A 24,418-nucleotide genomic window follows, 5' to 3' on the forward strand; every position below is an offset into this window, starting at 1 on the left:
TGCTCGAGCGCGGTCAGGCGCCGGTGCCGCCGAGTTCGTCGCGCACGATTCGCGCTCCCGCTGACAGGGCGCTCATCTTGTCGAGAGCGACGCGCCTCGGTAGGGGCGCCATCCCGCAGTTCGAGCTGGGGATGAGCAGGTCCGCATCGACGAACTGGAGCGCGCGCCGCAGGGTGTCGGCGACTTCTTCCGGAGTCTCGATCTGCTCGCTCGCGACGTCGATCGCGCCGAGCATCACCTTCTTGCCGCGGATCAGCTCGATGAGGTCGAGCGGCACGTGGGAGTGGTGGCTCTCAAGCGAGACGATGTCGATGGTGGATCGCTGCAGAAGGGGGAACGACTCCTCGTACTGCCTCCACTCGGCTCCGAGGGTCGCCTTCCAATCGTTGTTGGCCTTGATCCCGTAGCCGTAGCAGATGTGGACCGCGGTCTCCGCACGCAGTCCTTCTGCTGCCCGCTCCAGAGCAGCGACGCCCCAGTCCTTCATCTCGTCGAAGAACACGTTGAACGCGGGCTCGTCGAACTGGATGATGTCGACTCCGGCTGCCTCGAGCTCTTTCGCCTCCTGATTGAGGATCGTCGCGAACTCCCATGCCAGCTTCTCGCGGCTGCGATAGTGGCGGTCCGACAGCGTGTCGATCATCGTCATCGGGCCAGGCAGCGCCCACTTGATCGGCTGGTCGGTCTGCTGGCGCAGGAAGGCCGCGTCGTCCACGAACACGGGCGCGCGGCGGCTCACTGCGCCGACGACGGTCGGCACGCTCGCGTCATAGCGGTCGCGGATGCGGACCGTCTCCCGATTCTCGAAGTCGACTCCGTCGAGATGCTCGATGAAGGTGGTGACGAAGTGCTGACGGGTCTGCTCCCCGTCGCTGATGATGTCGATCCCGCGTCGACGCTGCTCGTGCACTGCGGCGCGCAGGGCGTCATGCTTGCCCTCCACGAGCGCATCGCCCTGCAGCTCCCACGGCGACCAGAGGACTTCGGGCCGGGCGAGCCACGCCGGCTTGGGCAGACTTCCGACGATCGAGGTGGGGAGGAGTTCTCGCACGGTCGACGATCCGCGGCCGGTCATCGGACCGCAACGGGGGAGGCGGACACGGGGGAGGACGGAGCGGGGTACCCGGCAGCCCACCGGTCCAGCACCGTCCGGTGCGGCGTGACGAAGTGCTCATCGGCGTAGCGTCCCTGCACGACGGCGAGCTGGCTGCGCTCCTCGCGGTCGTACGTGATCTCGGTCTGCTGATAGTCGTCGTGGGCGAGGCTCGGACGGTAGACGCTCTCGGCGGACGCATTCGCGTTGTAGATCTCAGGCCGGTAGATCTTCTGGAAGGTCTCCATGGTGCTGATCGTGCCGATGAGCTGCAGATCGGAGTAGTCGCTCAGGAGGTCGCCGCGGAAGTAGAAGGCGAGGGGGGCGACGCTGCCGCGTGGCATGAAGTAGCGGACCTGCAGCCCCATCTTCCCGAAGTACTCGTCGGTGAGCGAGAAGGAGTCCTGCACGTACTCGGCGCCGAGCACGGGGTGGTGGTTGCCGTTGCGGTGATAGGTCCTGCTGGTCGAGACGCTGATGCAGATCACCGGCAGGGTCGAGAAGCGCTCCTGGTACGCCTCGGACTCGAGGAAATGCTGGAAGAGCTTGCCGTGCAGCACGCCGAAGTCGTCGGGAGTGGAGAATCCGCCGGCGGCCGCGCTCGCCGCAGGCAGGACGACGCTGAAGTCGTAGTCGCGGAGGTAGGAGGAGAAGTTGTTTCCCACGATCCCATGGTGGCGTTCGCCGGTCAGCCGGTCGACGATGTGGACGTCGAGCACCTCGAGCACCGGGAACTCCTCATCGTTGCCATCGGCGAATCGCAACTGCACCGAGACGATGTCGAGCTCGACCGTGTAGCGCTTGTCGCCGCCCGCGAGGTCGTTGAAGCGACGGTCGATCATCTCCAGGGCGTTGCGGAGGTTCTGCTGGCGGCGCTCGCCGCGCGCGAGGTTGGCGAAGTTCGTGGTGATGCGCGAGCTGTCGGACGGGGCATAGTCCTCGTCGAAGCGAGTGGTCGTGATGCTGAACGTGATCTCGTTCGCCATGAGGGGCCAATCCGGGAGAGGGGAGGCCCATCGGGCCTCGCGAAAGCGGTGATCTCATAGTGCAGCGATGCCAGAGCTATCGGGTAATTCGGCTCCGCTATGCGGTGATATAGCCTTCTCCTATGCCTAGGCGATCGAGCGGGATCACACTGCAACAGCTCCAGTACTTCATCGAGGTCGCGGCGGAGGGGTCCATCACCGCGGCGGCCGACGTGCTCTATGTCGCGCAGCCCACGATGTCCGCGGCGATGAAAGACCTCGAGAGTCGAGTCGGACGCGATCTGCTCACCCGGTCGGCGCGAGGGGTGACGCTCACGAGCGACGGCACGGAGTTCCTCGGGTATGCGAGACAGATCGTCGAGCAGGCCGAGCTTCTCGAGCAGCGCTACCTCGGGCGGCCACCGTCGCGCCGACTCCTCGGGGTCTCCACTCAGCACTACTCCTTCGCCGTCGACGCATTCGTGCGGATGGTCAAGCGCTCGAGCGCCGCCGAATACGAGTTCTCGCTCCGCGAGACCCGCACGTGGGACATCATCGAGGATGTGCGGACGCTCCGCAGCGAACTCGGCATCCTCTTCCGCAACGACTTCAACCGCAACGTCATCGACAAGCTCCTGCGGGACTCGGGTCTCGCATTCCATCCGCTCTTCATCGCCGAGCCGCACATCTTCGTCTCACGGCGGAACGCACTCGCGTCGCGAGACCGTGCGACCCTCGACGATCTCGTCGGCCTTCCGCGTCTCACCTTCGACCAGGGCGCGAACAACTCGTTCTACTTCGCGGAGGAGATCCTCTCGACCCTCTCGAGTGCGCGGGAGATCCGGGTCTCCGATCGAGCGACGATCTTCAACCTGATGATCGGTCTCGACGGATACACGATCTCGACCGGCATCATCAGCGACGATCTCGATCCCGAGATCGTCGCCGTGCCCCTCGACGTCGACGAGCGCATCGAGATCGGCTGGATCGGACGCACGGCCATACCGCTCACCGAACAGGCTCAGCAGTACCTCGGCGAGGTGCGAGACGTCGTGGCGAGCTTCGGCGTGCCCCTTCTCGAGGACGAACCGCGCGAGCCGGAGATCCGTCAGACGGTGCCGTAGAGCCGATCGCCGGCGTCGCCGAGTCCGGGCACGATGTAGCCCTTCTCATTGAGGCGCTCATCCAGGGCCCCGAGCACGATCGTCACGTCGCGGTCTCCGACGAGCGCCTCGATGGCGGCGAGGCCTTCGGGAGTGCCGAGCAGGCAGATCGCCGTGACGTCCTTGGCCCCGCGGTCGAAGAGGAACTGGATGGCGGCAGCCAGCGAGCCGCCGGTCGCGAGCATCGGATCGATCGCGAAGCACTGACGATCGCTCAGGTCGTCGGGAAGGCGCTCGGCGTAGGTGGTCGGCTCGAAGGTCTCCTCGTCGCGGACCATGCCCAGGAACCCGACCTCTGCCGTCGGCAGCAGCTTCACCAGGCCCTCGAGCATGCCGAGGCCGGCGCGCAGGATCGGCACGACGATCGGACGGGGCTCCGAGATCTTCACGCCCATCGTCGTCGTCACGGGAGTGGTGATCTCGACCGGACTGACCTTCACGTTGCGGGTCGCCTCATACGCGAGAAGCGTCACGAGTTCTTCGGTCAGCTGCCGGAAGACGGGCGACGGGGTGCGATGGTCGCGCAGCACCGAGAGCTTGTGAGTGACGAGAGGGTGGTCGGCGACGTGGACACGCATGGATACAGGCTAATGCGCCGGGGGCTCCGGTACGACATCGGATGCCGTCGGCTGCCCGAGCGGCTGTCGTAGGCTCGACGCATGACCGCCTCCGACGCCCGCGCGATGCGACGCGCGCTCGAGCTCGCGGCCGAGGCGTCGGCGGCCTCGGAGATCCCGGTCGGCGCGGTGGTGCTCGACGCAGAGGGCCGGATCATCGCCGAAGGACGCAATCATCGTGAGGCGACCCACGACCCCACGGGGCACGCCGAGATCGCGGCGCTGCGGTCGGCCGCAGCGTCCGTCGGCTCGTGGAATCTCGACGGCCACACCCTCGTCGTGACCCTCGAGCCCTGCATCATGTGCGCGGGGGCGATCCTGCAGGCGCGGATCGGCCGCGTCGTCTTCGGCGCGTGGGACGACAAGGCGGGGGCCGCCGGCTCCATGTACGACGTGCTGCGCGACCGTCGGCTGCCGTACCGCGCCGAGGTCGTCGGCGGGGTCGAAGCGGATGCCGCCACGGCCCTGCTGCGGAGCTTCTTCGAGCAGCGGCGCTGACGGCTACGGCACCCCGCGCGCGATCAGTCGGAGGACTTGAGCACGAAGACGTCGGTCGACGGCTCGGGGTCGAGCGACGGCCGGTACACGTCGGGCTCGATGTAGATCACGCGTGCGATCGGAAGAGCCTCGCGGATGCGGGCCTCGATCGCATCGATGTCGACAGCTGCCTCGCGCAGCGGCTTGTTCGCGTTGAGTGCGATCTTCGCCGCGACCATGAGCTCGTCCGGGCCCAGGTAGAGGGTCTTCATGTGGATGATCTTCTCGATCTCGTCGCCCGCGTTGATCGCGTCGACGATGCGATCGTGATCGGCCTGCGTGGCGCCCTCGCCCACGAGGAGGCTCTTCGTCTCGACGCCGAGCACGATCGCGATGAGTACGAGCAGGATGCCGATCATCAATGTGCCGAGTGCGTCGAACAGCGGGTTTCCGGTGATCACGGTGAGCCCGACGCCGAGCAGTGCGAACGTGAGACCGGTGAGTGCCCCGACGTCCTCGAGGAGCACGACGGGGAGCTCCGGCGCCTTCGCGCGGCGCACGAACGACACCCAGGACTGGCCCGTGTCACGGACGAGATTGCTCTCTCTGACGGCGGTGCGCAGCGAGAACGACTCGAGGCCGATCGCGACCACCAGCACGACGATCGGCAGCCACCACCACGTCTTGTCGAGTTCATGCGGGTGCGTGAGCTTGTCGATCGCCTCGTAGATCGCGAACAGACCTCCGACGGAGAACAGGATGATCGACACCACGAACGCGTAGACGTACCGTTCCCGCCCGTAGCCGAAGGGGTGCGCCCTGTCCGCCTCGCGCTTCGCCTTGCGTCCGCCCAGCATGAGCAGCAGCTGGTTGCCGGAGTCGGCGACCGAGTGGATCGCCTCGGCGAGCATCGATGCGGATCCCGACAGCGCCCACGCGAGGAACTTCGCCAGGGCTATGCCCAGGTTCGCCAGGAACGCCGCGAGAATGGCCTTGCCGCCGCCGGATGCACTCATGCGTCGAGTCTAGATCGGCTCGTCCGTGGTCGCCCGGTGCGCCCGCCGTAGGATGGCGACATGGCTGACTCGCTTCCCTCTCTCGCGTTCCTCGGTGCCGGATCGATGGGCGGCGCGATCCTCCGAGGGGTGGTCGCATCCGGCATCCAGGTCGACGGGGGAATCACCGCGACGAACCGCACGCCCGAGAAGGCGGCGGCCCTCGCCGACCTCGACGGGGTCAGGAGCATCGCCCTGTCCGAGACCACCGACGGCAACGCGGATGCGGTCGCGAAGGCTCGCATCGTCCTCGTCGGGGTGAAGCCCGCGATGGTGCCCGATCTGCTGCGCGAGATCGCCTCGCATCTGGCCGACGACGCGATCGTCGTGAGCCTCGCTGCGGGAGTCACGCTCCAGACCTTCGCCGACAACCTCGGCGCCGACGTGCGGGTCATCCGATCGATGCCGAACACGCCCTCGACAGTTGGCAAGGGAGTCACCGGTCTGGCCGCGGGGGCAGCGGCATCCGACGACGATCTCGCCCTCGTGCACCGCCTCTTCGCCACCGTGGGCGCGGTCGTCGAGGTTCCCGAATCGCAGATCGACGCATTCTCGACGATCTCGGGTTCCGGCCCCGCCTACGTCTACCTGCTCATCGAGGAGCTGACCAAGGCAGCCGTCGGAATGGGCTTCAGCGAGAGCGACGCGCGGGTCATGGTGGAGCAGACCTTCATCGGCGCCACTGCGCTGCTCGATGCGTCGGGTGAGGAGCCGTCCGAGCTCCGCCGCAGGGTCACGAGCCCCAAGGGCACCACCGAGAAGGCCGTGGCGGTGCTGCAGGACGCGCACCTCGATCGCACCTTCGCGGATGCCGCCGCTGCCGCGCTCGCACGCGCGAAGGAACTCGCGGCCGGAGCCTGACATGCAGCTGCGGTTCTCCGGGGAGATCTGGTTCTGGCGCGGTCCCGCGCCGTTCCATTTCGTCACCGTGCCGCCGGCGGAGAGCGAGATGATCGGTGAGGTCGCGAGCGTCGTCACCTACGGATGGGGGATGATCCCCGCATCCGTCACGATCGGCGACACGACGGTGACCACCGCCCTCTGGCCCAAGGACGGCGGCTACATCGTGCCGATCAAGAAGGCCCTGCAAGACCGTGAGAGCGTCGGCGTCGACGACCTCGTCGAGATCGCGCTCGACATCGACGCCTGACGTCCGTCGCGCGGATGCCGGTCAGCGGTCGAGGGCGGCGAAGCGCTCGATGTCGCTGTTGGTGCCCGAGACGATGATCAGATCGTGGTTTGTCACGATAGTGTTCGCCTCGGCGTAGCGGAACGGCTTGCCCGGGCTCTTCACGCCGACGACGGTGACCTTGTACTTGCTGCGCACGCCGGATTCGTTCAGACCCACGCCGCGGATGAACTTCGGCGGGTACATCTTGGCCAGCACGAAGTCGTCGTCGAAGCGGATGAAGTCGAGCATCCGGCCGGAGACGAGGTGCGCGACGCGCTCACCGGCTTCTCGCTCGGGGTAGATGACGTGGTTGGCGCCGACGCGGGCGAGGATCTTGCCGTGCGACTGTGAGACGGCCTTCGCCCAGATCTGCGGCACCTTGAGATCGACGAGGTTCGCGGTGATCAGCACCGACGCCTCGATCGACGAGCCGACGGCGACGACGGCGACCTGGAAGTCCTGAGCGCCGATCTGCCGCAGGGCGTCGATGTTCTTCGCATCCGACTGCACGGTGTGCGTGACGCGATCCGACCACTTCTGCACGAGCTCGAGGTTCGCGTCGATTGCCAGCACTTCGCGGTCGAGGCGATCGAGCTCGCCGGCACACGCGGCACCGAACCGGCCGAGGCCGATGACGAGGACGGGAGCATCGCTCCGGAGTACTTCAACCAACGATCGGCCTTTCCACGGGCAGCGAGTAGTACTGCGTTCGCGACGTCGCGGCGACGGCCGCGGCGAGAGTCACTGTACCAATGCGCCCCATGAAGATGGTCGCGGCCATGACATAGGTCGCGGAATCCGGAAGCGATTCCGTCAGGCCCGTAGACAGACCGACCGTGCCGAAGGCCGAGATCACGTCGAAGAGGACGTGGCTGATGTCGGCCTTGGTGATCTGGGCGATGATGATCGTCGACAGGGCGACGATCGTGGCACCCCACGCGACGACGCTGAGTGCCACCCGCTGCACATCGCTGGGGATGCGCCGGCCGAACGCCTCGACGGACTGTCGTCCCTTGGCCTCGGACCACACCGCGATCGCGAGCACCGCGAGCGTGGTGACCTTGATTCCTCCTGCTGTGGATGCCGATCCGCCGCCGACGAACATGAGCATGGAGCCTGCGACCAGCGATGACCCGTTCAACCCTCCGACGTCGACCACCGAGAAACCGCCGGAACGAGTCATGATCGACAGGAAGAACGCCTGGAACGTCGTGTCCACAGCATCCATCGAACCGAAAGTGCGCGGGTTCTCGTACTCGAGGACGAGGAAGACGATCGCACCCAGAAGGATGAGAAGCGACGTGGTGATCAGCGTGAGCTTCGTGTGCAGCGACCACTTCTTCACGTGCCAGACGTGCTTGGCGAGCGTGTAGATCACCGGGAATCCGATGCTCCCGAGGAAGACGCTGATCATGAGCACCGTCAGCACGAAGTAGTCGTCAGCGAAGACGCCGACCCCGCCGGGGTTGGGTGAGAATCCCGTGTTGGTGAACGACATTGCTGCGTAGTACGGCGCCTCCCACAGTGCGACGAGAGGATCGATCTTCGCCATCACCAGACCCGGGTACAGCAGCAGTGCGACGACTCCCTCGATGACGAGGGTGGACAGCGCGACGGTGCGCAGCAGCTGGCCGACCTCTCCCAGCCGCACGGTCTGGCTCTCGTTGACCACACCGCCGTGGGCCCGCAGGGGATTGGTGTCTCCCGCGGCGAGGAGTTTCGCGCGCAGCCCGAGCTTACGAGAGACCACCATTCCCATCAGCGATGCGAGGGTGAGCACACCCATGCCTCCGATGTTGACGCCGACGAAGATGACGACATTGCCGAACGGCGACCAGTGCGAGGCCATGTCGACGGTGACGAGGCCGGTGACGCAGATCGTGGAGACCGCGGTGAACAGGGCGTCGCTGAGCGGCGTCACGGTTCCGGAGGCCGAGGCGATCGGCAACGAGAGCAGAGTGGTGAAGACCAGGATGAGCGTCGCGAAGATGACGATCGCGAATCTCGAGGGGGACGAGGTGATCATATGCCGGAGGAAACGCCCGATACCGCGCAGTGCCATCGGGGCAGAGGGCATCGATCCGATGCTCGACATCGTCCGCCTTTCTGATCGGCGCCACACGCCCGCACGCCGAGGAGGTCTCGCCGAGCCTTCGTCATGGTACTCCGTGCCGGGGACGACTACCCTGATCACATGACGGACATCTTCGACGTGATCGCAGACGGTACGAGGCGAGACATTCTCCAGCTTCTCCTGCGACGCACCGCCGAAGGGGATGCCGGAACGAGCGTGAGCCAGATCGTCGCCGACCTCGGCATCAGCCAGCCGACCGTCTCGAAGCATCTGAAGGTCCTGCGCGAGGCCGAGCTGGTCAGCGTCCGCGAAGACGGGCAGCGTCGTTTCTACAGCTTGGCCGTCGAGCCGCTCGAGGCCGTCGACGACTGGCTCGTGCCCTTCCTCATGGATGCCTACGGCGACGACGCACCCGACATCGACTACCCCGGACTGCCGCTGCCCGACGGAGCCGCACACGCGGCCGAGGTCGTCGGCCGTGCCGCGGCATCGGCCAAGCACGTGGTCGCGACGGCTCTCAAGCGCCTCGGCGGCTGATCGCGGCCGGAGACACACATCGCCCCTGACGATCGGGGGGCGTGTCGTCAGGGGCGAGGCCGCGGGCCCCAGCCCGCGTGACTCGGATGGTGCCATCGTGAGTCGTGTGGTCAGCCTCGCAGGGCAGTCTGAACGGTTCCGGCATACGTCCTATGTCTCCGCTGTGACCTCGCCCGTTCCGCTGGCCGTGCGCGGATTCGGGACCTTTCCCGTGCGCGCCTTCGCGACCGTCGGGGATGCACACTGATCACACAGGCCACATGGGTTTACACGTGTCCCACCTTGCCCATAGAGTGTGCACACAATCCAGAAAGGGGTACGTGGGATGCCCGAGGTTCCAGATGTCCGGTTCCTTACGGTGGCCGAGGTCGCCGAACTCATGCGCGTGTCTAAGATGACGGTCTATCGGATGGTGCACGCTGGGGAGCTGCCAGCCATCCGCTTCGGTCGCAGTTTCCGTGTTCCGGAATCCGCGGTCGCCGAGGCCCTGCAGCGACCGATAGCCGACGTCGGCTGACGTCCTCGGCGTCGTCTCGTGAGCGCGTGCAGCAGAAGCTCCACGGTTTGCTAGACTGATCCGAGGCATTTTTCCGTGCCCGTACCCGGGTGTCCGTCACCGACGACACCCAGCCACTGACTTAGTGAGGTTTCCGTGGGTTCTGTCATCAAGAAGCGCCGCAAGCGCATGGCGAAGAAGAAGCACCGCAAGCTGCTTCGTAAGACTCGCCACCAGCGTCGCAACAAGAAGTAAGCGACCAGACACGAGCGCCTGTCTCCGGACGGGCGCTTTGTGTCTCTGCCCCCGGTTTCCCACTCGTCGCAGGAGCATGCCATGAAGTCGATCACCGTCACCGAACTCGCCGAGCGGTCGAACACCCCGCTCATCGATGTCCGAGAGGTGGATGAGTTCGCCGCCGGTCACGTACCCGGGGCAGTCAACATCCCGATGTCCGAGATCGGCAACCGGCTCGAAGAGTTGCCCGCAGAGTCGTTCGACGTCATCTGCCAAGCGGGTGGGCGGTCGGCGCGCGTCGTCGAAGCGCTCGAGTCCCGCGGATACGACGCCACCAACGTCGAGGGCGGAACGGGCGAGTGGATCGCGCAGGGCCGCGATATCGAGGTGCCGTCGGCGTGACCACGCTGACCCTCATCGGCAAGCCGGACTGCCATCTCTGCGATGTCGCGTCCGAGATCATCGACGCCGTCGTCGCCGACCTGCCTGACGCGGCAGCCGAGCGCATCGAGATCGTGGAGGCCTCGATCGCCGACGATCCTGTGCTCTACGAGCTGTGGTGGGAGAAGATCCCCGTCGTCCTGATCGACGGCGACCTGCACGCGCACTGGCGTCTGTCCGCCGACCGACTGCGCGACGCGCTCGAATCAGCCGTGCAGCAGGACGCACTCGAGAAGGAAGCCCGATGATCCGTCACGTCGTCACCTGGAAGCTCGCAGCCGACGATGCGGCGACACGCGCCGAGCAGGCCGCCGAGGTCGCCCGTCGTCTGAACGCTCTCGACGGCGTCGTGCCGCAGCTGCGCTCGATCACCGCGGGCGCGAACGTCGCTTATCCCGACGCGAACTGGGACGTCACCCTCGTCGCGGACGTCGATTCGATCGCTGCGCTCGAGGAGTATCAGGTGCACCCGGCGCACGAAGAGGTCGTGGCGTATGTGCGCTCGGTCGTCGCCTCCCGTGTGGCCGTCGACTTCGAACTCTGAACCTCTGATCGGCGGTTCTCGGTGTGATGAGCGCAGGGGGAATCGCAGGCGAGACCACTTGGCGTGACATCACGATCGCCTGGGCATCGCCCTCGCAGCCGCACGGTGTCACTGAAGCCGATGCCGCGGCGATGGGTCAGCGGGAACGCCTCCGCGAGCTGAGCGGCTGCCGTGCCCAGGCGTTCCTCGCCGGCAGGGCACTGATGCGCGCCCTCGTACGCAGGATCACCGGGACTCACGACATCGTCATCTCGAGCCGCTGTGCCAGGTGCGGGGCGGACCACGGTCCGCCGCGCGCCGACGGCGTCTTGCTCAGCGTGAGTCATGCGGAGGGTCTCGTCGTCGTCGCAGTGGCTCCGGCAGCGGTGGGGACTGCGGCGTCGCTCGGCGTCGATGTCGAGCAGGCATCTGCGGCCGGCCGGGTCGACGAGCTGCGAACGATGTTCCCTGACGGTGCCGCCCCGGATCTCGCGGGGTGGACGCGCATCGAGGCGGCGGTCAAGGCGGATGGTCGCGGATTCGAGACAGAGCCGTCAGAGGTGCTCCTCCGACTGCGCGCGAACACGGATCCCTGCGTGTGGTCGGCAGCGCTTCCGGGTCGTGCCGCCACGATCGACGTCACGACGCTGGTCGGCCCACCGGGGTACGTGCTGAGCGTCGCTCGGGGGTGATCCCGCTCGGTCTCAGGACCGGGATGCAGGAAGTGCGGGCAGCGGGAGTTCGTCGATCCAGGTCCGCACCAGGGTGCGCGCCCGGTCGTCGGCCACCTCGCCGACGAGGCCGAGGAAGTCGTCGCTGGTGACAGCGAGTCGCGCGAACCGCGCGGTCCACTCCCGCGTCAGAGCGAAGAACCGCTCATCGCCGATCGTGAGTCGCAGGGCATGCAGGGTGAGGGCGCCGCGCTTGTAGACGCGATCGTCGAACATGTCGTTCGGACCGGGATCCGAGAGCAGCAGATCCTGGGCGAGGCCGCGGAGGGCGGCGTGATGGGCCAGAGCGTTCTCGTGGGCGGTCGACGCGCCGGACGCTTCCGACCACAGCCACTCGGCGTAGCAGGCGAATCCCTCGTTCAGCCAGATGTCCCGCCAGCGGGCGACGCCGACGCTGTTGCCGAACCACTGGTGCGCGAGCTCATGCGCGATGAGGCGCTCGCTGCCCCCGGCTCCGTCCACGTGATTCGCACCGAAGATCGCCATGCCCTGCGCTTCGAGGGGGATCTCGAGATCGTCGGGTGTGATGACGACCTTGTAGGACTCGTAGGGATACGTGCCGAAGGCTTCGACGAACGTCTCCATCATGTGCGGCAGCGGGGCGAAGTCGGAGCGCACGCGGCCCGCGAGCGCCCGCGGGTGGAACAGACGCCCGGGAGTCGTACCGAGAGCGACCCGGTCATCGTCGTACTGGCCGATCTGCACGGTCATCAGGTATGTCGCGGTCGGCACCGGCTGCTCGAAGATCCATCGGGTGCGACCGCGCTGCGTCGATCGCGTGGCTGCGCCGCCGCTGACCACGGTGTACTCGGGATCGGCCGTGAACTCCAACCGATACGTCGCCTTGTCCGAGGGCAGGTCGTTGCAGGGGAACCAGGTCGGCGCGCCGGTCGGCTGCGACGCGACGAGCACGCCGTCTTCGAGTTCTTCCCACCCGAGGAGCCCCCATCGAGTGCGCCGGGGCGACGGAGAACCGGAGTACTCGACCGCGACCGTGAGCTCCTGACCGCTCGCCCGCTCGCCCCCGAAGACCACTTTGAGCCGCCGGTCGTCCTGCCTGAACGACGCCGCGCGATCACCGACCACCCGCACCTTCGTGACTTTGAGCCCGACGAGGTCGAACGAGACGTGCTTCGCCGATTCCTGCAGCTGCAGTCGGATCGTCGCCGTGCCCGCGATGCGGTTCGTGGTCACGCGATAGTCGATGGCCAGGTCGTAGTGCAGCACCCCGTAGCGCCGATCGCCGCTGTGCGGGGTGTAGGGGTCGACGGTCATGCGTTCGAGGCCTGGTAGGAGCGCACTTTGACGGCACGCCACGGCCCGATGGGGTTGCCGCTCCATCGACTGCCGATCGGCACGAACTCGCCCCGCATCACGAGTGAGGCGGGCCCGACCGTGGCATCCGATCCGATCGTGGCCGCGGGCAGGATCACGCTGTGCGGACCGAGGGTCGCACCGCTCTCGAGGGTCACTGCGTCGATGCTCATCACTCGATCATGGAACAGATGCGTCTGAACCACACATCCGCGGTTCACGGTCGCACCGTCCCCGAGGGTGACCAGGTCGGGCTCGGGCAGCCAGTAGCTGTCGGTCCAGACGCCTCGGCCGATCTTCGCGCCGAGGGTGCGCAGCCAGATGGCGAGTGCAGGAGTGCCTGATGCGGCGTTGGCGAACCAGGGTGCGGCCACCATCTCCGTGAAGGTGTCCGACACCTCCGTGCGCCACACGAAGCTCGACCAGAGCGGATGCTCACCGGCACGGATCGGCCCCACGATCAGCCATTTGGCGGCGGTGGTGATCAGAGCGGCGAAGGCGCCTGCGGCGAGCATCACGGCGCTCGAGAGCAGCACGGCCCATGCGAGTCCCCAGGCCTCGACCACCGCGGCGAGCGTGAGCATCACACTCACTCCGATCGCGCAGGTCACGAACACCGGGATGATGCGGCACAGCTCCCACAGAGCCCGCGCGAGGCGGAGTCCCGGGCGCGGGCGATACGTGCGCTCGAGATCGGAGTCGTTGACCACACGGCGCAGTCGCGCGGCGGGCGAGCCCAGCCACGATGAGCCCGCCTTGGCCTTGGGTGGAGCGACGGACAGGACGGCGACGAGGCCGTCGCGAGGCACGTTGTGCCCACCGGCGGCCATGCCGGAGTTGCCGAGGAACGCGCGCTTGCCGATGCGCGCGGTGCCCAGCCGCATCCATCCGCCCTGCAGCTCGTAGGTCGCGACCATGGTGTCGTCGGCGAGGAACGCTCCGTCGGCGATGGTCGTGAGCTTCGGGATGAGCAGCACGGTCGACGCCTCGACGTCGCGCCCGACCTCGGCCCCGAGGGCCCTGAGCCAGAAGGGAGTGGCACTGCTCGAGTACAGCGGGAAGAGGAAGGTACGGGCGGAATCGAGCAGACGCTCGGTCGTCCACGCCTGCCAGGCGATGCGCGAGCGCACCGGGTACACGCCTTCGCCGAGACCGGCTCCGAGCACACGCACGAGGACGAGCACGAGACCGGCGAAGACGAAGCCGGCGAGCAGCACTGCGGGAACCAGCAGCGCCAGGATGCTCGGGACGGCCGCTGTCAGGGAGTCGGACCCGCGCATGCCCAGCGCGAGCACCCAGGCGCCGGCGGCGAGCGAGAGGACAGGGAGGACGCCGAGCGCGGCGGAGGAGGCGGCGTAGGCCCACAACCACCGGGTGCGGCTGGGCGGGCGGCCCTCCGCGAACGGCCGCGACACTCCGCCGACGCGTGCCGCCGGCGATCCTGCCCAGCGCTGCCCGGCGCGGACCCGACCGAACACGGCCGAGCCGGGTGCGATCTCGGCGCTGCGACCGATCTTCGTGCCGGGGGCGAGGGTGCTGCGGGCTCCGATGGTCGCTCCCGCGCCGATGCGGATGCCGCCGATGCGCACGGTGTCGCCATCGATCCAATAGCCGGTGAGGTCGACCTCGGGCTCGATGGAGGCTCCGGAGCCGATGTCGAGCATGCCCGTGATCGGCGGGACGGTGTGCAGATCGACATCTCTGTGGATGCGGGCGCCGAGAGCTCGTGCGTAGTAGACGACCCAGGGAGCACCGGCCAGGCCGACCGGGTCGACCTGCTGGGCGATCTGCTCCGCGAGCCACAGACACAGATGCACTCCGCCGCCGCGCGGATAGTCGCCAGGGCGGAGTCCGGCGAGCAGCAGACGCGCGGCGACGGCGGCGATCGTCATCTTCCCCACCGGGGTGACGAAGATCAGCAGGCCGACGATGATCGTCCACACCGGAACAGCGGGCAGGAATTCGAATCCGGGGGACAGCCGCAGGAGCCAGCTCGCGGCGAGCAGGTAGAGCAGCCATCGGATGCCGGTGAACACGAACAGCGGGAGACCCGCGATCGTCTGCACCCACTGCATCCGTCGGGGGGTCGGGACGGGCTGGCGGAAGACGCGTTCCTCGGCGTCCTCGTCGTCGGCCTCATCGTCGACGGCATCCGACATCTGGCGCAGCCGCGGCAGATCGTAGACGTCGGTCATCGTGAACTCCGGCGCCCGGGTGCGCAGGCGGGAGACCAGCTGGGCGGCCGCGAGCGACCCGCCGCCGAGCTGGAAGAAGTCGGCGTCCTCGTCGCCCGGGCGCACGCCGAGCACGGCGAACCACTGCTCGGCTAGCCACGCCGCCGTGCCGGACAGGGACGAGTCGTTCGCGTCGCCGGAATCGAGCGGCCAGGGGAGAGCCGCTTTGTCGACCTTCCCGGACGTGCGGACGGGCAGGTCGTCGACGACGGCGAGCAGGGGGATCAGCGGAGCGGGAAGCGTCTCCGAGAGCTCACCACGCGCCACCTGCCGGTCGAACCCCTCGTCGGGCACGACATAGCCGACGAGGATCGGCATGCCCGTCTCGGTCTTCTGCACCACCACGGTCGCCGCCGAGACGGAGCTCAGCGCCTGCAGCGCCGCCTCGACCTCGCCGAGCTCGATGCGGCGGCCGCCGATCTTGACCTGGTCATCGGCGCGACCCTGGAAGATTAGTCCCTCGGACTCGACCCGCACGACGTCGCCGGAGCGGTAGGCCCGGTCCCAGCCGAGAGTGGGCATGGGCGCGTACTTCTCGGCATCCTTCGCAGGGTCGAGGTACCGGGCGAGACCGACTCCGCCGATGATCAGCTCGCCGGTCTCGCCCTCGGCGACGCGCTGTCCGTCAGCATCGACCACGGCGAGCGACCACCCGTCGAGCGGGAGGCCGATGCGCACGGGACCCGTACCGCCCATCAGCGAGGCGCAGGCCACGACCGTGGCCTCGGTCGGGCCGTAGGTGTTCCACACCTCACGTCCGTCCGATGCCAATCGGGCGACGAGCTCGGGCGGGCAGGCCTCCCCGCCGAAGATCAGCAGGCGCACGTTCTCGATCGCGTCCTGCGGCCAGAGGGCGGCGAGCGTCGGCACCGTCGAGACGACGGTGATGCCGTGGCCGAGCAGCCAGGGCCCCAGGTCTTCGCCCGAGCGCACGAGAGCTCGCGGTGCGGGCACCAGGCAGGCGCCGTGGCCCCACGCGAGCCACATCTCCTCACAGGACGCGTCGAAGGCGACCGAGAGGCCTGCGAGCACGCGATCACCGGGACTCAGCGGTGCGGCCTGGAGGAACAGACGTGCCTCGGCGTCGACGAAGGCCGCGGCCGAACGGTGCGAGACCGCGACGCCCTTGGGCACGCCGGTCGACCCGGAGGTGAAGATGATCCAGGCATCGTCGTCGACCGTCGGCGGCGCGACGATCGGGATCGCGGAGGTGCGCGGATGAGGCGACTCGCCGCCGAGGAGATCGACCGCCTCGGTCGCCCCGGCCGGCATGTAGCCGGCGTCGGTGATCGTGCCCGCGATGCGGGCCTCGTGGAACACGAGATCGGCACGCTCCTGCGGGTCGTCGGCATCGACGGGGACATAGGCGGCGCCCGCCGCGATGGTGCCGAGGATCGCGATGTACAGCTCGCGGTGTCCGGACGACATGCGGATACCGACGCGGTCGCCGCGGCGCACGCCTCTCTCGTGCAGCAGGGCCGCCGTGCGCCAGACGTGCGCGAGCAGCTCGGCGTAGCTGAGCGCCCCGTCCGCGTCCTCGATGGCCGAGGCGTCGGGATATCGCCGGGTCGTCTCCTGAAGGATGTCGATCAGCGTGCGGGGAGGAGGCGCGTCGGCGCCCCGGTCGAGCGCCTCCTGCACGTCAGCGCGCAAGGAGGTCGAGCAGAGCGGCCTTCGTCAGGCGCGAGTATCCGGTGCGGCCCTCGGCGCGGGCGCGGGCGCGCAGCTGGACCAGGGTCAGCGCGCTGAGCTCCGGTGCCGCTGCAGAGGTCTCTGTTGGTACCGGTGCCGGTGCCGGTGCCGGTGCTGGTGCTGGTGCCAGTGCGGGTGCCGACGTCGGGGTCGTGATCGTGACCGTCGGCTCGACGGTCGGAGCCGCGACCACGGCCTTCTTGGCCACGGCCTTCTTCGCCTCGGCCTTCTTGGGGGCCTTCTTCGGGGCCGGCTGCTTCGCATCCGGCGTCGGCTCGACGGCGGACTTCGTGTCGGCCTTCTTCTGATCCTTCTTCGCGGCGGACTTCCTGTCCGACGCCTTCTTCTCCGCCTCCAGGCGTGCGGTGGCCTGGGTGAGGCGCGCGGTCGCCGCGGTCGCCGACTTCGCGACCTTCTTGGGCCGATCCGCGACCTTCTTCTTCGAGACTTTCGCCGCGTCCTTCGCGTCCTCGACGAGAGGCTTCAGCTTCTTGGCGTCTTTCTTGGGCAGGGACTTGATCAGCTTCTTCGCATCCTTCGCCGCATCCTTCGCCGCGTCGAGAGCGGCTTCGGCGGTGCGCTGTGCTGAGGTCTTCTTTGCCATGATCGGGTCTCCTCTGAGTCCGGAGCGTGTCGGCTCGGGCTGTCGGCACAGAGGATACTCAGGCAAGGTGAACAATCGGTGCCGCATCGTACGTAACACGCCCGTCATATTCGGTCACACTTGCAACACAAATGTGATCCGCAGAAGGCGGCCGACGGCGGGTTCGGCCCGGTGGTGCATGTTTAGATGTTCTCCTACCCGTCCGTGGGGAACCACACCCTCGTCCTTCAGGAGCTGACATGCAGCGTCGCAACATCATCGCCGGGATCGCGCTCGCCGCGACCGCCACCCTCGCCCTCGCCGGATGCGCGACCGGCGGCAGTGACGCGGGATCGGGTGAGCCTGCGGCCGGCGACGAGTACGACCTCATCGAGGCGGGCACCCTGACGGTCTGCTCCGACATCCCATACGCACCGTTCGAGTTCGAGGGCGGCGACAACGGCACGGGTTACACCGGCTTCGACATCGACCTGCTCGACGCGATCGCGAAGGAGCTCGACCTGAAGCTCTCGGTGCAGGACGTCGGATTCGACGCGCTGCAGTCGGGCACCACGCTCGCCGCCGGACAGTGCGACGTCGGCGCCTCGGCCATGACGATCACCGACGAGCGCAAGGCGAACATCGACTTCTCCGAGCCGTACTACGAGTCGCTGCAGTCGCTGCTCGTGCGCACCGACTCGGGCATCGAGTCGATCGACGACCTCTCGGGCAAGAACGTCGGAGTGCAGCAGGGCACCACCGGAGAGGCCTACGCGACCGAGAACGCCGAGGGCGCAGAACTCGTCCAGTACCCCTCCGACGGAGAGCTGTGGCCCGCGATGCAGGCCGGACAGATCGACGCGATCCTTCAGGACCAGCCGGTGAACCTCGAGCACGAGAAGGCCGACAGCGCGTACAAGATCGTCGAGGAGTACGAGACCGGCGAGTCGTACGGTTTCGCATACGCGAAGGGCGAGAAGGATGCTCTGCGCGAGGCGATCGACGGCGCGCTGCAGGATCTCCGCGACAGCGGCGACTACCAGACGATCTACGACACCTACTTCACCGCGAAGTAATCGGCGAGCGACGTAGGACAGGGAGACCTTGACAATGGCGTTGAGGCGCACCACGAAAAGCAAGCTGTATCGGTACACCGTCTATGCGGTGCTGATCGCGGTCGCCGTCTGGCTGATCGTCAGCACCGACTGGGCCCGCATCGCGCAGCTGTATTTCAACCCGGAGGTCGCGGCGAAGATGCTTCCGGGCATCATCACCACGGCGCTCGTGAACACTCTGTGGTTCACGGCCGTCGCGTTCGCCGGCGGTCTGCTGCTCGGCGTCGTGCTCGCACTGCTGAAGCTGTCGTCCATCGGACCCTTCCGATGGATCGCGACGGCGTGGATCGAGCTCTTCCGCGGGCTTCCCGCGATCCTCACGATCTTCGCCATCGCGTTCATCCTGCCGATCGGACTCGGCGTCCCGGGCACGAAGCTCGGCGGACCGGTCGTGCTCGGCCTGATCGGTCTCATCCTGGTCGCATCGGCGTACATGGCCGAGACGATCCGCGCCGGCATCCAGGCCGTTCCCAAGGGGCAGACCGAGGCGGCACGTTCGCTCGGCATGTCGCCCATGAAGACGACGTTCTGGATCGTGGTCCCGCAGGGGTTCCGCATCATCATCCCGCCGCTGACCAACGAGTTCGTCCTGCTGCTGAAGGACACGTCGCTGCTCTTCGTGGCAGGTTCCTTCATCTGGTCTAAGGAGCTGACGAACTTCGCCCGTGACGCGAGCACGCAGAACGCGAACGGAACGCCGCTCATCATGGCGGCGGCCCTCTACCTGATCGTGACGATCCCCCTCACGCGCTTCAGCGCGTACCTGGAACGAAGGATGTCGAGGCAGCGATGATCACCGATCTGATTGACGTCCACGCCCCCGCGATCGACCTGCAGGGGCTCGTGAAGAGCTTCGGCGACAACGAGGTGCTCAAGGGCATCGACCTCACCGTCACCGCCGGAGAGGTCGTCTGCATCATCGGCCCGTCGGGCTCGGGCAAGTCGACGCTGCTGCGCTCGGTGAACCTGCTCGAGGAGCCGACCGGCGGCAAGGTGCTCATCGAGGGGATCGACATCACTGATCCCGATGTCGACATCGACCGGGTGCGCACCCGCATCGGCATGGTGTTCCAGAGCTTCAACCTCTTCCCCCACCTCGATGTGATGGGCAACCTCATGATCGCGCAGCAGCGCGTGAAGAAGCGGTCCAAGGCTGAGGCTGAGCGGGTCGCGAAGGAGATGCTCGGACGCGTCGGGCTCGCCGAGAAGGCGGACGCCTTTCCCGGACACCTGTCGGGCGGTCAGCAGCAGCGTGTCGCGATCGCGCGGGCGCTGTGCATGAACCCGGACATGATGCTGTTCGACGAGCCGACGTCGGCGCTCGACCCCGAGCTCGTCGGCGAGGTGCTGCAGGTCATGCGCTCGCTCGCGGACGAGGGCATGACGATGCTCGTCGTCACGCACGAGATGGGCTTCGCCCGCGAGGTCGGATCACGTCTGATCTTCATGGACGGCGGCTACATCGTCGAAGAGGGTGACCCGCGCGAGGTGCTCGCGAACCCGCAGCATCCGCGTACGCAGGACTTCCTGGCTCGCGTCCTCTGAGTTCGCGTCTCACCTGTCACGACGAGACCCCCTCCTGCTGAGTCAGCGCGAGGGGGTCTCGTGTGCGGAGAGTGCGGTGCGAGGTCAGGCCTCCACGACCTCGGCATCCGCGGCATTGCGGCGCACCGAGTCGATGCCGTTCAGCGCGGACGATCTCGACGAGTAGCCCTCGCTGATCGCGATCACCTCGCCGTTGCCGGACTTGAGGCGGAACCGGTACTCGCCGGACTTGTCGGTGTACAGCTCGAACGTGCCTGCCATGAGGTGTCCTTTCTCGACGGTGAGGAGGGCACGAGGCCCTCGAGCATCACGGTATCTCGGAGTACTGCGCCAGCGATAGGGCTCGGTCAGCCGCGCGGATGCACGGCGACGGGCTCGGGAGCGACGGCGATCCGCACGCGATCGCCGAAGGCCGGGCGGATGCCCGGAGCGTGCTGGAGGCGCACCAGCTCGCCTGATTCGGTGCGCACGAGCGTGCGGCGCATGCTGCCGAGGAACGTGCTCTCCTGCACCAGCGCATCGGTCGCGGCATCGGCCTCGGATGCGAAGTGCACGTTCTCCGGGCGCAGATACACGTCGACGGGCCCGTCGGCCGGCGACTGCAGGGGAAGCTTCTGACCCCACACGACCACGTGATCACCCTCGGCGACACCCGAGACGACGCTCGAGAGCCCGACGAAGGCGGCGACGCCCGCCGTGGACGGCGTCGTGTAGAGCTGCTCCGGGGTTCCGATCTGCTCGATGGTGCCGGCGTTCATCACGGCGATCCGGTCGGAGACCGCGAGGGCCTCCTCCTGGTCGTGCGTGACGAACACGGTGGTGATGCCGAGCCGCAGCTGGATGCGCCGGATCTCATCGCGCAGCTGCACCCGCACCTTCGCATCGAGGGCAGAGAGCGGCTCGTCGAGAAGCAGGACCTTCGGCTCGGTGACCAGAGCGCGGGCGAGCGCGACGCGCTGCTGCTGACCTCCGGAGAGCTGATGCGGGTAGCGATCGGCGAAGTCCGAGAGCCCCACGAGCGCGAGGGCGTCGAGGGCGCGCGTTGCCGCCTCGGCCTTGCCGACGCCGCGGCGACGCAGCCCGAACGCCGTGTTCTCCGCGACCCGCAGGTGCGGGAACAGGGAGTACGACTGGAACACCATGCCGATGTCCCGCCTGTTCGTGGGCACCCGCGAGACATCGTTGCCGCCGAGCAGCACCGCACCGCTGTCGAGCCCCTCGAGTCCCGCGAGCACGCGAAGCAGCGTCGTCTTGCCGCAGCCGGAGGGGCCGAGCAGCGAGACGAACTCACCGGGGGCGATGTCGAGATCGACGCCGTGCAGCACCGTGTTGCCCGAGTAGCTCTTCACGATGCCCTGCAGTTGCACGCGCGTGCCCTCTCCGGCTTCGGCGAGCAGCATGTTGTCGGCGGTCTGAGGGAGGGTCATGAGCGGGCCTTTCCGGTGCCGCGGGCGACGCGGCCGATGAGAAGCAGAAGCAGGAAGACGAACAGCAGCGCCAGCAGGGTGAAGATCGCCGGAGCGTACGGATCCTGCTTCTGCACGACGACCATGGCCGTCTGGAACACCTGGCGGTTGAGGAGCGAGGCGATCGTGAACTCGCCGAGCACGACGGCGATCGAGATGAGAGACGCCGCGAGGAGTCCCTGACGCAGGTTGGGAGCGAGCACCTTCAGCACGACGGTAGGCCAGCCGGCGCCGAGGGATCGGGCGGCTTCGGCGAGCGTGCGCAGGTCGGCGGCGTCGATGGAGGCCTGGATCGAGCGGTACGCGAACGGCAGCACGGTGATGCCGTAGGCGAAGGCCAGCGTCCACGTGCCGGTGCCGAGGGTGCGTCCGATCTGCAGGTAGATCGGTGCGAGACCCACGACCAGCACGATCGCGGGGATCGAGATCGGCAGCAGCACGGCGAACTCGAAGACGGGTGTGAGCTTCGCGAAGCGCAGGTTCACCAGGATCATGGTCGGTGCGAGCAGCAGGAGCACGATCGCGACGGTCACGACCGCGAGGACCAGGGAGTTGCCCAGGCCCATCCAGATCGGCCTGATCGCCGCCGACTTCGCGGGATCGAAGAGCGCGGCCCACCGCTCGAGGCCGAGACTGCCGTCGGTCTGGCGCAGCGTGTAGAGCAGGGTCGAGACGAGCGGGATCGCGAAGAATGCGCCGACGACCACGCCGATGATCCAGCGGGTCGCGAGTGACGGGCCGAGGCGGTTCATGACTGCCACCTCGCTGCCCGACGCTGGATGAGCGAGTACAGGGCCATAACGACTCCCACGATGACGATCATGCCGAGCGCGAGCGCGCCGGCGAGATTCTCACGGCCGAGAAGGGTCTCGCTCGTGAGGGCGGCGCGGATCTGCAGCGGCACGATCTGCGAACCCTGACTGGCGAGGGCGGCGGCGGTGGCGTACGACGAGAAGGCGTTCGCGAAGAGCAGCAGGAGGCTCGCGAGGAACGAGGGTGCGAGCACGGGGACGCCGATGCGCAGCCAGAAGCTCGCGCGCGTGCCGCCGAGCGTGAGGTTCGCCTCGGCCCACTGCGGCTTGAGGGCTGCGAGGGCGGGCATGAAGGTGATCACCATGAGCGGGATCTGGAAGTAGATGTACGGGAGGATCAGCCCGGGAAGCTCGTAGAGCCACGTGCCGTTCGCGAAGATGTCGATGCCGAGGTCGTTCTTGAGGAAGAGGGTGACGACCCCCTGGATGCCGATCGTGGCGATGAAGGCGAAGGCGAGCATCACGCCGCCGAACTGGGCGAGGACGCCGGCCGCAGCATCCACGGTCGAGCGCACGGCGCCGTCCGGGTTCATGCCGAGCAGGGCATAGCAGACCAGAGCACCCGCGATCGCGCCGACGACGGCGGTCAGCAGCGACAGGCCGGCGGAGTTGGCGAACGTGGTGAGGACGACGGGGTCTGCCAGGGCCGACAGGTTCGACCAGGTGAACGACCCGTCCTTCGTGAAGAAGCCGGAGCCGATCGCGAGGAGGGTGGGAACGGCGAGGAAGAGCACGACGTAAACGGCGAACGGCACGAGACCGAGCCAGGCGACGGACGGCGCGGAGCGCTGGGCCCGCGACGAGGTCGCAGACCCAGCGCTGTGCGCTGCGGGGGAGACGGGGGCGGATGCCGTGGCATCCGCCCCCGCTGCGGTGGCAGTCGTCACTGGACCGCCGCGGCCCACTTCTCGCCGAGCAGCGTGCCGGCGTTCGTCGACTGCTCCTCGGTCGGGACGACCGTCTCGCTGGGGACCTCGGGAAGAGCAGCAGCCAGGTCGGCGTCGATGGTGCCGGCCTCGGTCATGGCCTCCATGCGGGCCGGGCGTGCGCCGCCCTTGAGCCACAGGTTCTGCACCTCGTCGCTGTAGAGGAACTCCTGCCACAGGCGTGCGGCGGCCGGGTTCGGAGCATCCTTGTTGATCGCCTGGTTGTAGTAGCCCGCGTAGCCCGTGCCGTCGAGGACGACGACCTTCCAGTCCTTGTTGTCGGTGGCGTGCGCCGCGTTCAGGTAGTCCCAGTCGAAGACGACAGGGGTCTCGCCGCTGGCCACGGTGGCGGTGGTCACATCGACCTTGAGCAGGTTGCCGGCCTTCTGGAGGTCGGAGAAGAAGTCGATGCCGGGCTGGAAGTCGTCGAGGGTGCCGTCGGACTGCACGGTCGCGAGGCCCACGGCGGCGAAGGCCGCGCCGGCCTGCGTCGGGTCTCCGTTGATGGCGACGGCGCCCTTGTAGGCGGCATCCTTCAGATCGTCGAGCGACTCGGGAGCGTCGAACTTCGACGAGTCGTAGCCGATCGACATGTATCCGCCGTAGTCGCCGACGAAGAGGCCGGTCGGCTCCTTGAGAGCGTCGGGGATCTCGTCCCACGTCTGCACCTGGTACGGCGCGAAGACGTCGGTGTTCTGCAATGCGACGGTCAGACCCAGGTCGAACACGTCGGGCGCGGTGTCGAGGCCCTCGTTCGTCTTCGCAGCCTGGATCTCCTCGGCGCTCGACACGTCGGGAGAGGCCTCGTTGATCGTGATCTCGGGGTACTTCTCGGCGAAGAGGTCGAGGATCTCGCCGTAGTTCGCCCAGTCACGCGGAAGCGCGATGACGTTGAGCTGCCCCTCGGCCTTCGCGGCCTCTTCGAGGTCGGAGAAGGAACCGAAGTCCTCGACCGAGGTCGCGGATGCGGCGTCGACAGCGTCGCTGCCTGCGGCCGGGGTCTCCGCGCCGGTGGCGCAGGCGGTGAGACCCAGCGCGGCGGTCGTGAACAGGGCGATGCCGGCGCCGATTCGTGCGCGGCGGTGGAAGTTGGTCATCAGGGTCCTCTCGGTGCCCGGCGCTGTGAGCCGGATTCGGGTTGCGAGAGGACA

Annotated in this window: 28 protein-coding genes; 14 read left to right on the plus strand and 14 right to left on the minus strand. The window is 67.6% G+C overall.

The window, feature by feature from the left end:
- Positions 1 to 13 precede the first annotated feature (13 nt).
- Positions 14 to 1,051, minus strand: coding sequence for a methionine synthase (locus BEP68_RS10950; protein ID WP_187249984.1), 1,038 nt, complete (start codon positions 1,049 to 1,051; stop codon positions 14 to 16).
- Positions 1,052 to 1,071: 20 nt separating this feature from the next.
- The gene (locus BEP68_RS10955) at positions 1,072 to 2,079 is read right to left on the minus strand and encodes a putative oxygenase MesX (RefSeq protein WP_187249985.1); all 1,008 of its coding nucleotides are present in this window, start codon (positions 2,077 to 2,079) and stop codon (positions 1,072 to 1,074) included.
- 122 nt (positions 2,080 to 2,201) lie between these two features.
- Between BEP68_RS10955 and BEP68_RS10960 the strand changes: the two genes are divergently transcribed.
- On the plus strand, positions 2,202 to 3,182 hold the full coding sequence (locus tag BEP68_RS10960) for a LysR family transcriptional regulator (RefSeq protein WP_056277084.1): 981 nt from the start codon (positions 2,202 to 2,204) through the stop codon (positions 3,180 to 3,182).
- Here the strand turns inward: BEP68_RS10960 and upp are convergent.
- Positions 3,167 to 3,799 (minus strand): uracil phosphoribosyltransferase, encoded by a 633-nt coding sequence (gene upp / locus BEP68_RS10965; RefSeq protein ID WP_042538962.1) that lies wholly within the window; start codon positions 3,797 to 3,799, stop codon positions 3,167 to 3,169. The two genes, BEP68_RS10960 and upp, sit on opposite strands and share 16 nt — an antisense overlap.
- An 81-nt stretch (positions 3,800 to 3,880) precedes the next feature.
- Here upp and tadA point away from each other — a divergent pair, with 81 nt between their 5' ends.
- Positions 3,881 to 4,336, plus strand: a complete 456-nt coding sequence (gene tadA, locus BEP68_RS10970) for a tRNA adenosine(34) deaminase TadA (protein ID WP_056277087.1) — start codon at positions 3,881 to 3,883, stop codon at positions 4,334 to 4,336.
- Positions 4,337 to 4,359: 23 nt separating this feature from the next.
- Here tadA and BEP68_RS10975 read toward each other — a convergent pair whose 3' ends face one another.
- Positions 4,360 to 5,331, minus strand: coding sequence for a cation diffusion facilitator family transporter (locus tag BEP68_RS10975; protein WP_072590790.1), 972 nt, complete (start codon positions 5,329 to 5,331; stop codon positions 4,360 to 4,362).
- Positions 5,332 to 5,391: 60 nt separating this feature from the next.
- Between BEP68_RS10975 and proC the strand changes: the two genes are divergently transcribed.
- Both proC and BEP68_RS10985 read left to right on the plus strand, forming a co-directional pair.
- On the plus strand, positions 5,392 to 6,231 hold the full coding sequence (proC, locus tag BEP68_RS10980; RefSeq protein WP_187249986.1) for a pyrroline-5-carboxylate reductase: 840 nt from the start codon (positions 5,392 to 5,394) through the stop codon (positions 6,229 to 6,231).
- Position 6,232: 1 nt separating this feature from the next.
- On the plus strand, positions 6,233 to 6,520 hold the full coding sequence (locus BEP68_RS10985) for a DUF1905 domain-containing protein (protein ID WP_187249987.1): 288 nt from the start codon (positions 6,233 to 6,235) through the stop codon (positions 6,518 to 6,520).
- A gap of 21 nt (positions 6,521 to 6,541) precedes the next feature.
- Here BEP68_RS10985 and BEP68_RS10990 read toward each other — a convergent pair whose 3' ends face one another.
- Both BEP68_RS10990 and BEP68_RS10995 read right to left on the minus strand, forming a co-directional pair.
- Positions 6,542 to 7,213 (minus strand): potassium channel family protein, encoded by a 672-nt coding sequence (locus BEP68_RS10990; RefSeq protein ID WP_140036265.1) that lies wholly within the window; start codon positions 7,211 to 7,213, stop codon positions 6,542 to 6,544.
- Positions 7,206 to 8,603: a TrkH family potassium uptake protein gene (locus BEP68_RS10995; protein ID WP_261987838.1), complete on the minus strand. Its 1,398-nt coding sequence runs from the start codon at positions 8,601 to 8,603 to the stop codon at positions 7,206 to 7,208. Before BEP68_RS10995 ends, BEP68_RS10990 begins: the two co-directional genes overlap by 8 nt.
- A gap of 132 nt (positions 8,604 to 8,735) precedes the next feature.
- Here BEP68_RS10995 and BEP68_RS11000 point away from each other — a divergent pair, with 132 nt between their 5' ends.
- The 7 genes from BEP68_RS11000 (at position 8,736) to BEP68_RS11030 (ending at position 11,541) form a co-directional block, all read left to right on the plus strand.
- Entirely contained in the window at positions 8,736 to 9,152 is a 417-nt protein-coding gene (locus BEP68_RS11000; RefSeq protein ID WP_056277731.1) for an ArsR/SmtB family transcription factor, read from the plus strand.
- Between the two features lie 325 nt (positions 9,153 to 9,477).
- Positions 9,478 to 9,669 (plus strand): helix-turn-helix domain-containing protein, encoded by a 192-nt coding sequence (locus BEP68_RS11005; protein WP_053098849.1) that lies wholly within the window; start codon positions 9,478 to 9,480, stop codon positions 9,667 to 9,669.
- A 135-nt stretch (positions 9,670 to 9,804) separates the two neighbouring features.
- Complete coding sequence (locus BEP68_RS11010; protein WP_003792170.1) at positions 9,805 to 9,903, plus strand: 30S ribosomal protein bS22; 99 nt, start codon at positions 9,805 to 9,807, stop codon at positions 9,901 to 9,903.
- Positions 9,904 to 9,984: 81 nt separating this feature from the next.
- On the plus strand, positions 9,985 to 10,287 hold the full coding sequence (locus tag BEP68_RS11015) for a rhodanese-like domain-containing protein (protein WP_053098850.1): 303 nt from the start codon (positions 9,985 to 9,987) through the stop codon (positions 10,285 to 10,287).
- A complete protein-coding gene (locus tag BEP68_RS11020) occupies positions 10,284 to 10,574 on the plus strand; it encodes a glutaredoxin family protein (RefSeq protein ID WP_053098851.1) in 291 nt (96 codons plus the stop codon). The genes BEP68_RS11015 and BEP68_RS11020 overlap by 4 nt, the downstream gene beginning before the upstream one ends.
- Positions 10,571 to 10,870, plus strand: a complete 300-nt coding sequence (locus BEP68_RS11025) for a Dabb family protein (RefSeq protein WP_053098852.1) — start codon at positions 10,571 to 10,573, stop codon at positions 10,868 to 10,870. The genes BEP68_RS11020 and BEP68_RS11025 overlap by 4 nt, the downstream gene beginning before the upstream one ends.
- Before the next feature lie 26 nt (positions 10,871 to 10,896).
- Positions 10,897 to 11,541: a hypothetical protein gene (locus tag BEP68_RS11030; protein ID WP_187249989.1), complete on the plus strand. Its 645-nt coding sequence runs from the start codon at positions 10,897 to 10,899 to the stop codon at positions 11,539 to 11,541.
- A gap of 12 nt (positions 11,542 to 11,553) precedes the next feature.
- On the opposite strand, the gene BEP68_RS11035 is transcribed toward BEP68_RS11030, so the two are convergent.
- Genes BEP68_RS11035 through BEP68_RS11045 form a run of 3 tightly spaced genes read right to left on the minus strand, consistent with a single transcriptional unit; the run spans position 11,554 to position 17,424 of the window.
- A complete protein-coding gene (locus tag BEP68_RS11035) occupies positions 11,554 to 12,855 on the minus strand; it encodes a M1 family metallopeptidase (RefSeq protein WP_187249990.1) in 1,302 nt (433 codons plus the stop codon).
- Positions 12,852 to 16,781, minus strand: a complete 3,930-nt coding sequence (locus BEP68_RS11040; protein WP_187249991.1) for a Pls/PosA family non-ribosomal peptide synthetase — start codon at positions 16,779 to 16,781, stop codon at positions 12,852 to 12,854. The genes BEP68_RS11035 and BEP68_RS11040 overlap by 4 nt, the downstream gene beginning before the upstream one ends.
- Complete coding sequence (locus tag BEP68_RS11045; protein ID WP_187249992.1) at positions 16,771 to 17,424, minus strand: hypothetical protein; 654 nt, start codon at positions 17,422 to 17,424, stop codon at positions 16,771 to 16,773. Before BEP68_RS11045 ends, BEP68_RS11040 begins: the two co-directional genes overlap by 11 nt.
- A 239-nt stretch (positions 17,425 to 17,663) precedes the next feature.
- Between BEP68_RS11045 and BEP68_RS11050 the strand changes: the two genes are divergently transcribed.
- From BEP68_RS11050 to BEP68_RS11060, 3 genes are read left to right on the plus strand one after another with little or no spacing between them, the layout of a single operon-like run.
- Positions 17,664 to 18,479 (plus strand): transporter substrate-binding domain-containing protein, encoded by an 816-nt coding sequence (locus BEP68_RS11050; RefSeq protein WP_053098857.1) that lies wholly within the window; start codon positions 17,664 to 17,666, stop codon positions 18,477 to 18,479.
- 34 nt (positions 18,480 to 18,513) lie between these two features.
- Positions 18,514 to 19,311 carry an amino acid ABC transporter permease gene (locus BEP68_RS11055; RefSeq protein WP_053098858.1) on the plus strand — a complete coding sequence of 266 codons (798 nt, stop codon included), beginning with the start codon at positions 18,514 to 18,516 and terminating at the stop codon, positions 19,309 to 19,311.
- Positions 19,308 to 20,063, plus strand: coding sequence for an amino acid ABC transporter ATP-binding protein (locus BEP68_RS11060; protein WP_053098859.1), 756 nt, complete (start codon positions 19,308 to 19,310; stop codon positions 20,061 to 20,063). The genes BEP68_RS11055 and BEP68_RS11060 overlap by 4 nt, the downstream gene beginning before the upstream one ends.
- An 84-nt stretch (positions 20,064 to 20,147) precedes the next feature.
- On the opposite strand, the gene BEP68_RS11065 is transcribed toward BEP68_RS11060, so the two are convergent.
- The 5 genes from BEP68_RS11065 to BEP68_RS11085 form a co-directional block, all read right to left on the minus strand.
- Complete coding sequence (locus tag BEP68_RS11065) at positions 20,148 to 20,324, minus strand: YegP family protein (RefSeq protein WP_082297996.1); 177 nt, start codon at positions 20,322 to 20,324, stop codon at positions 20,148 to 20,150.
- 86 nt (positions 20,325 to 20,410) lie between these two features.
- Positions 20,411 to 21,490, minus strand: coding sequence for an ABC transporter ATP-binding protein (locus BEP68_RS11070; protein ID WP_187249993.1), 1,080 nt, complete (start codon positions 21,488 to 21,490; stop codon positions 20,411 to 20,413).
- Entirely contained in the window at positions 21,487 to 22,281 is a 795-nt protein-coding gene (locus BEP68_RS11075) for an ABC transporter permease (protein WP_053098861.1), read from the minus strand. The genes BEP68_RS11070 and BEP68_RS11075 overlap by 4 nt, the downstream gene beginning before the upstream one ends.
- Complete coding sequence (locus BEP68_RS11080; RefSeq protein ID WP_315985306.1) at positions 22,278 to 23,228, minus strand: ABC transporter permease; 951 nt, start codon at positions 23,226 to 23,228, stop codon at positions 22,278 to 22,280. The genes BEP68_RS11075 and BEP68_RS11080 overlap by 4 nt, the downstream gene beginning before the upstream one ends.
- The gene (locus BEP68_RS11085) at positions 23,225 to 24,364 is read right to left on the minus strand and encodes an ABC transporter substrate-binding protein (protein WP_053098863.1); all 1,140 of its coding nucleotides are present in this window, start codon (positions 24,362 to 24,364) and stop codon (positions 23,225 to 23,227) included. Before BEP68_RS11085 ends, BEP68_RS11080 begins: the two co-directional genes overlap by 4 nt.
- Between the last annotated feature and the right edge of the window lie 54 nt (positions 24,365 to 24,418).

The organism is Microbacterium sp. 4-7, assembly GCF_014332665.1.
In the GTDB taxonomy this organism is placed as follows: Bacteria; Actinomycetota; Actinomycetes; order Actinomycetales; family Microbacteriaceae; genus Microbacterium.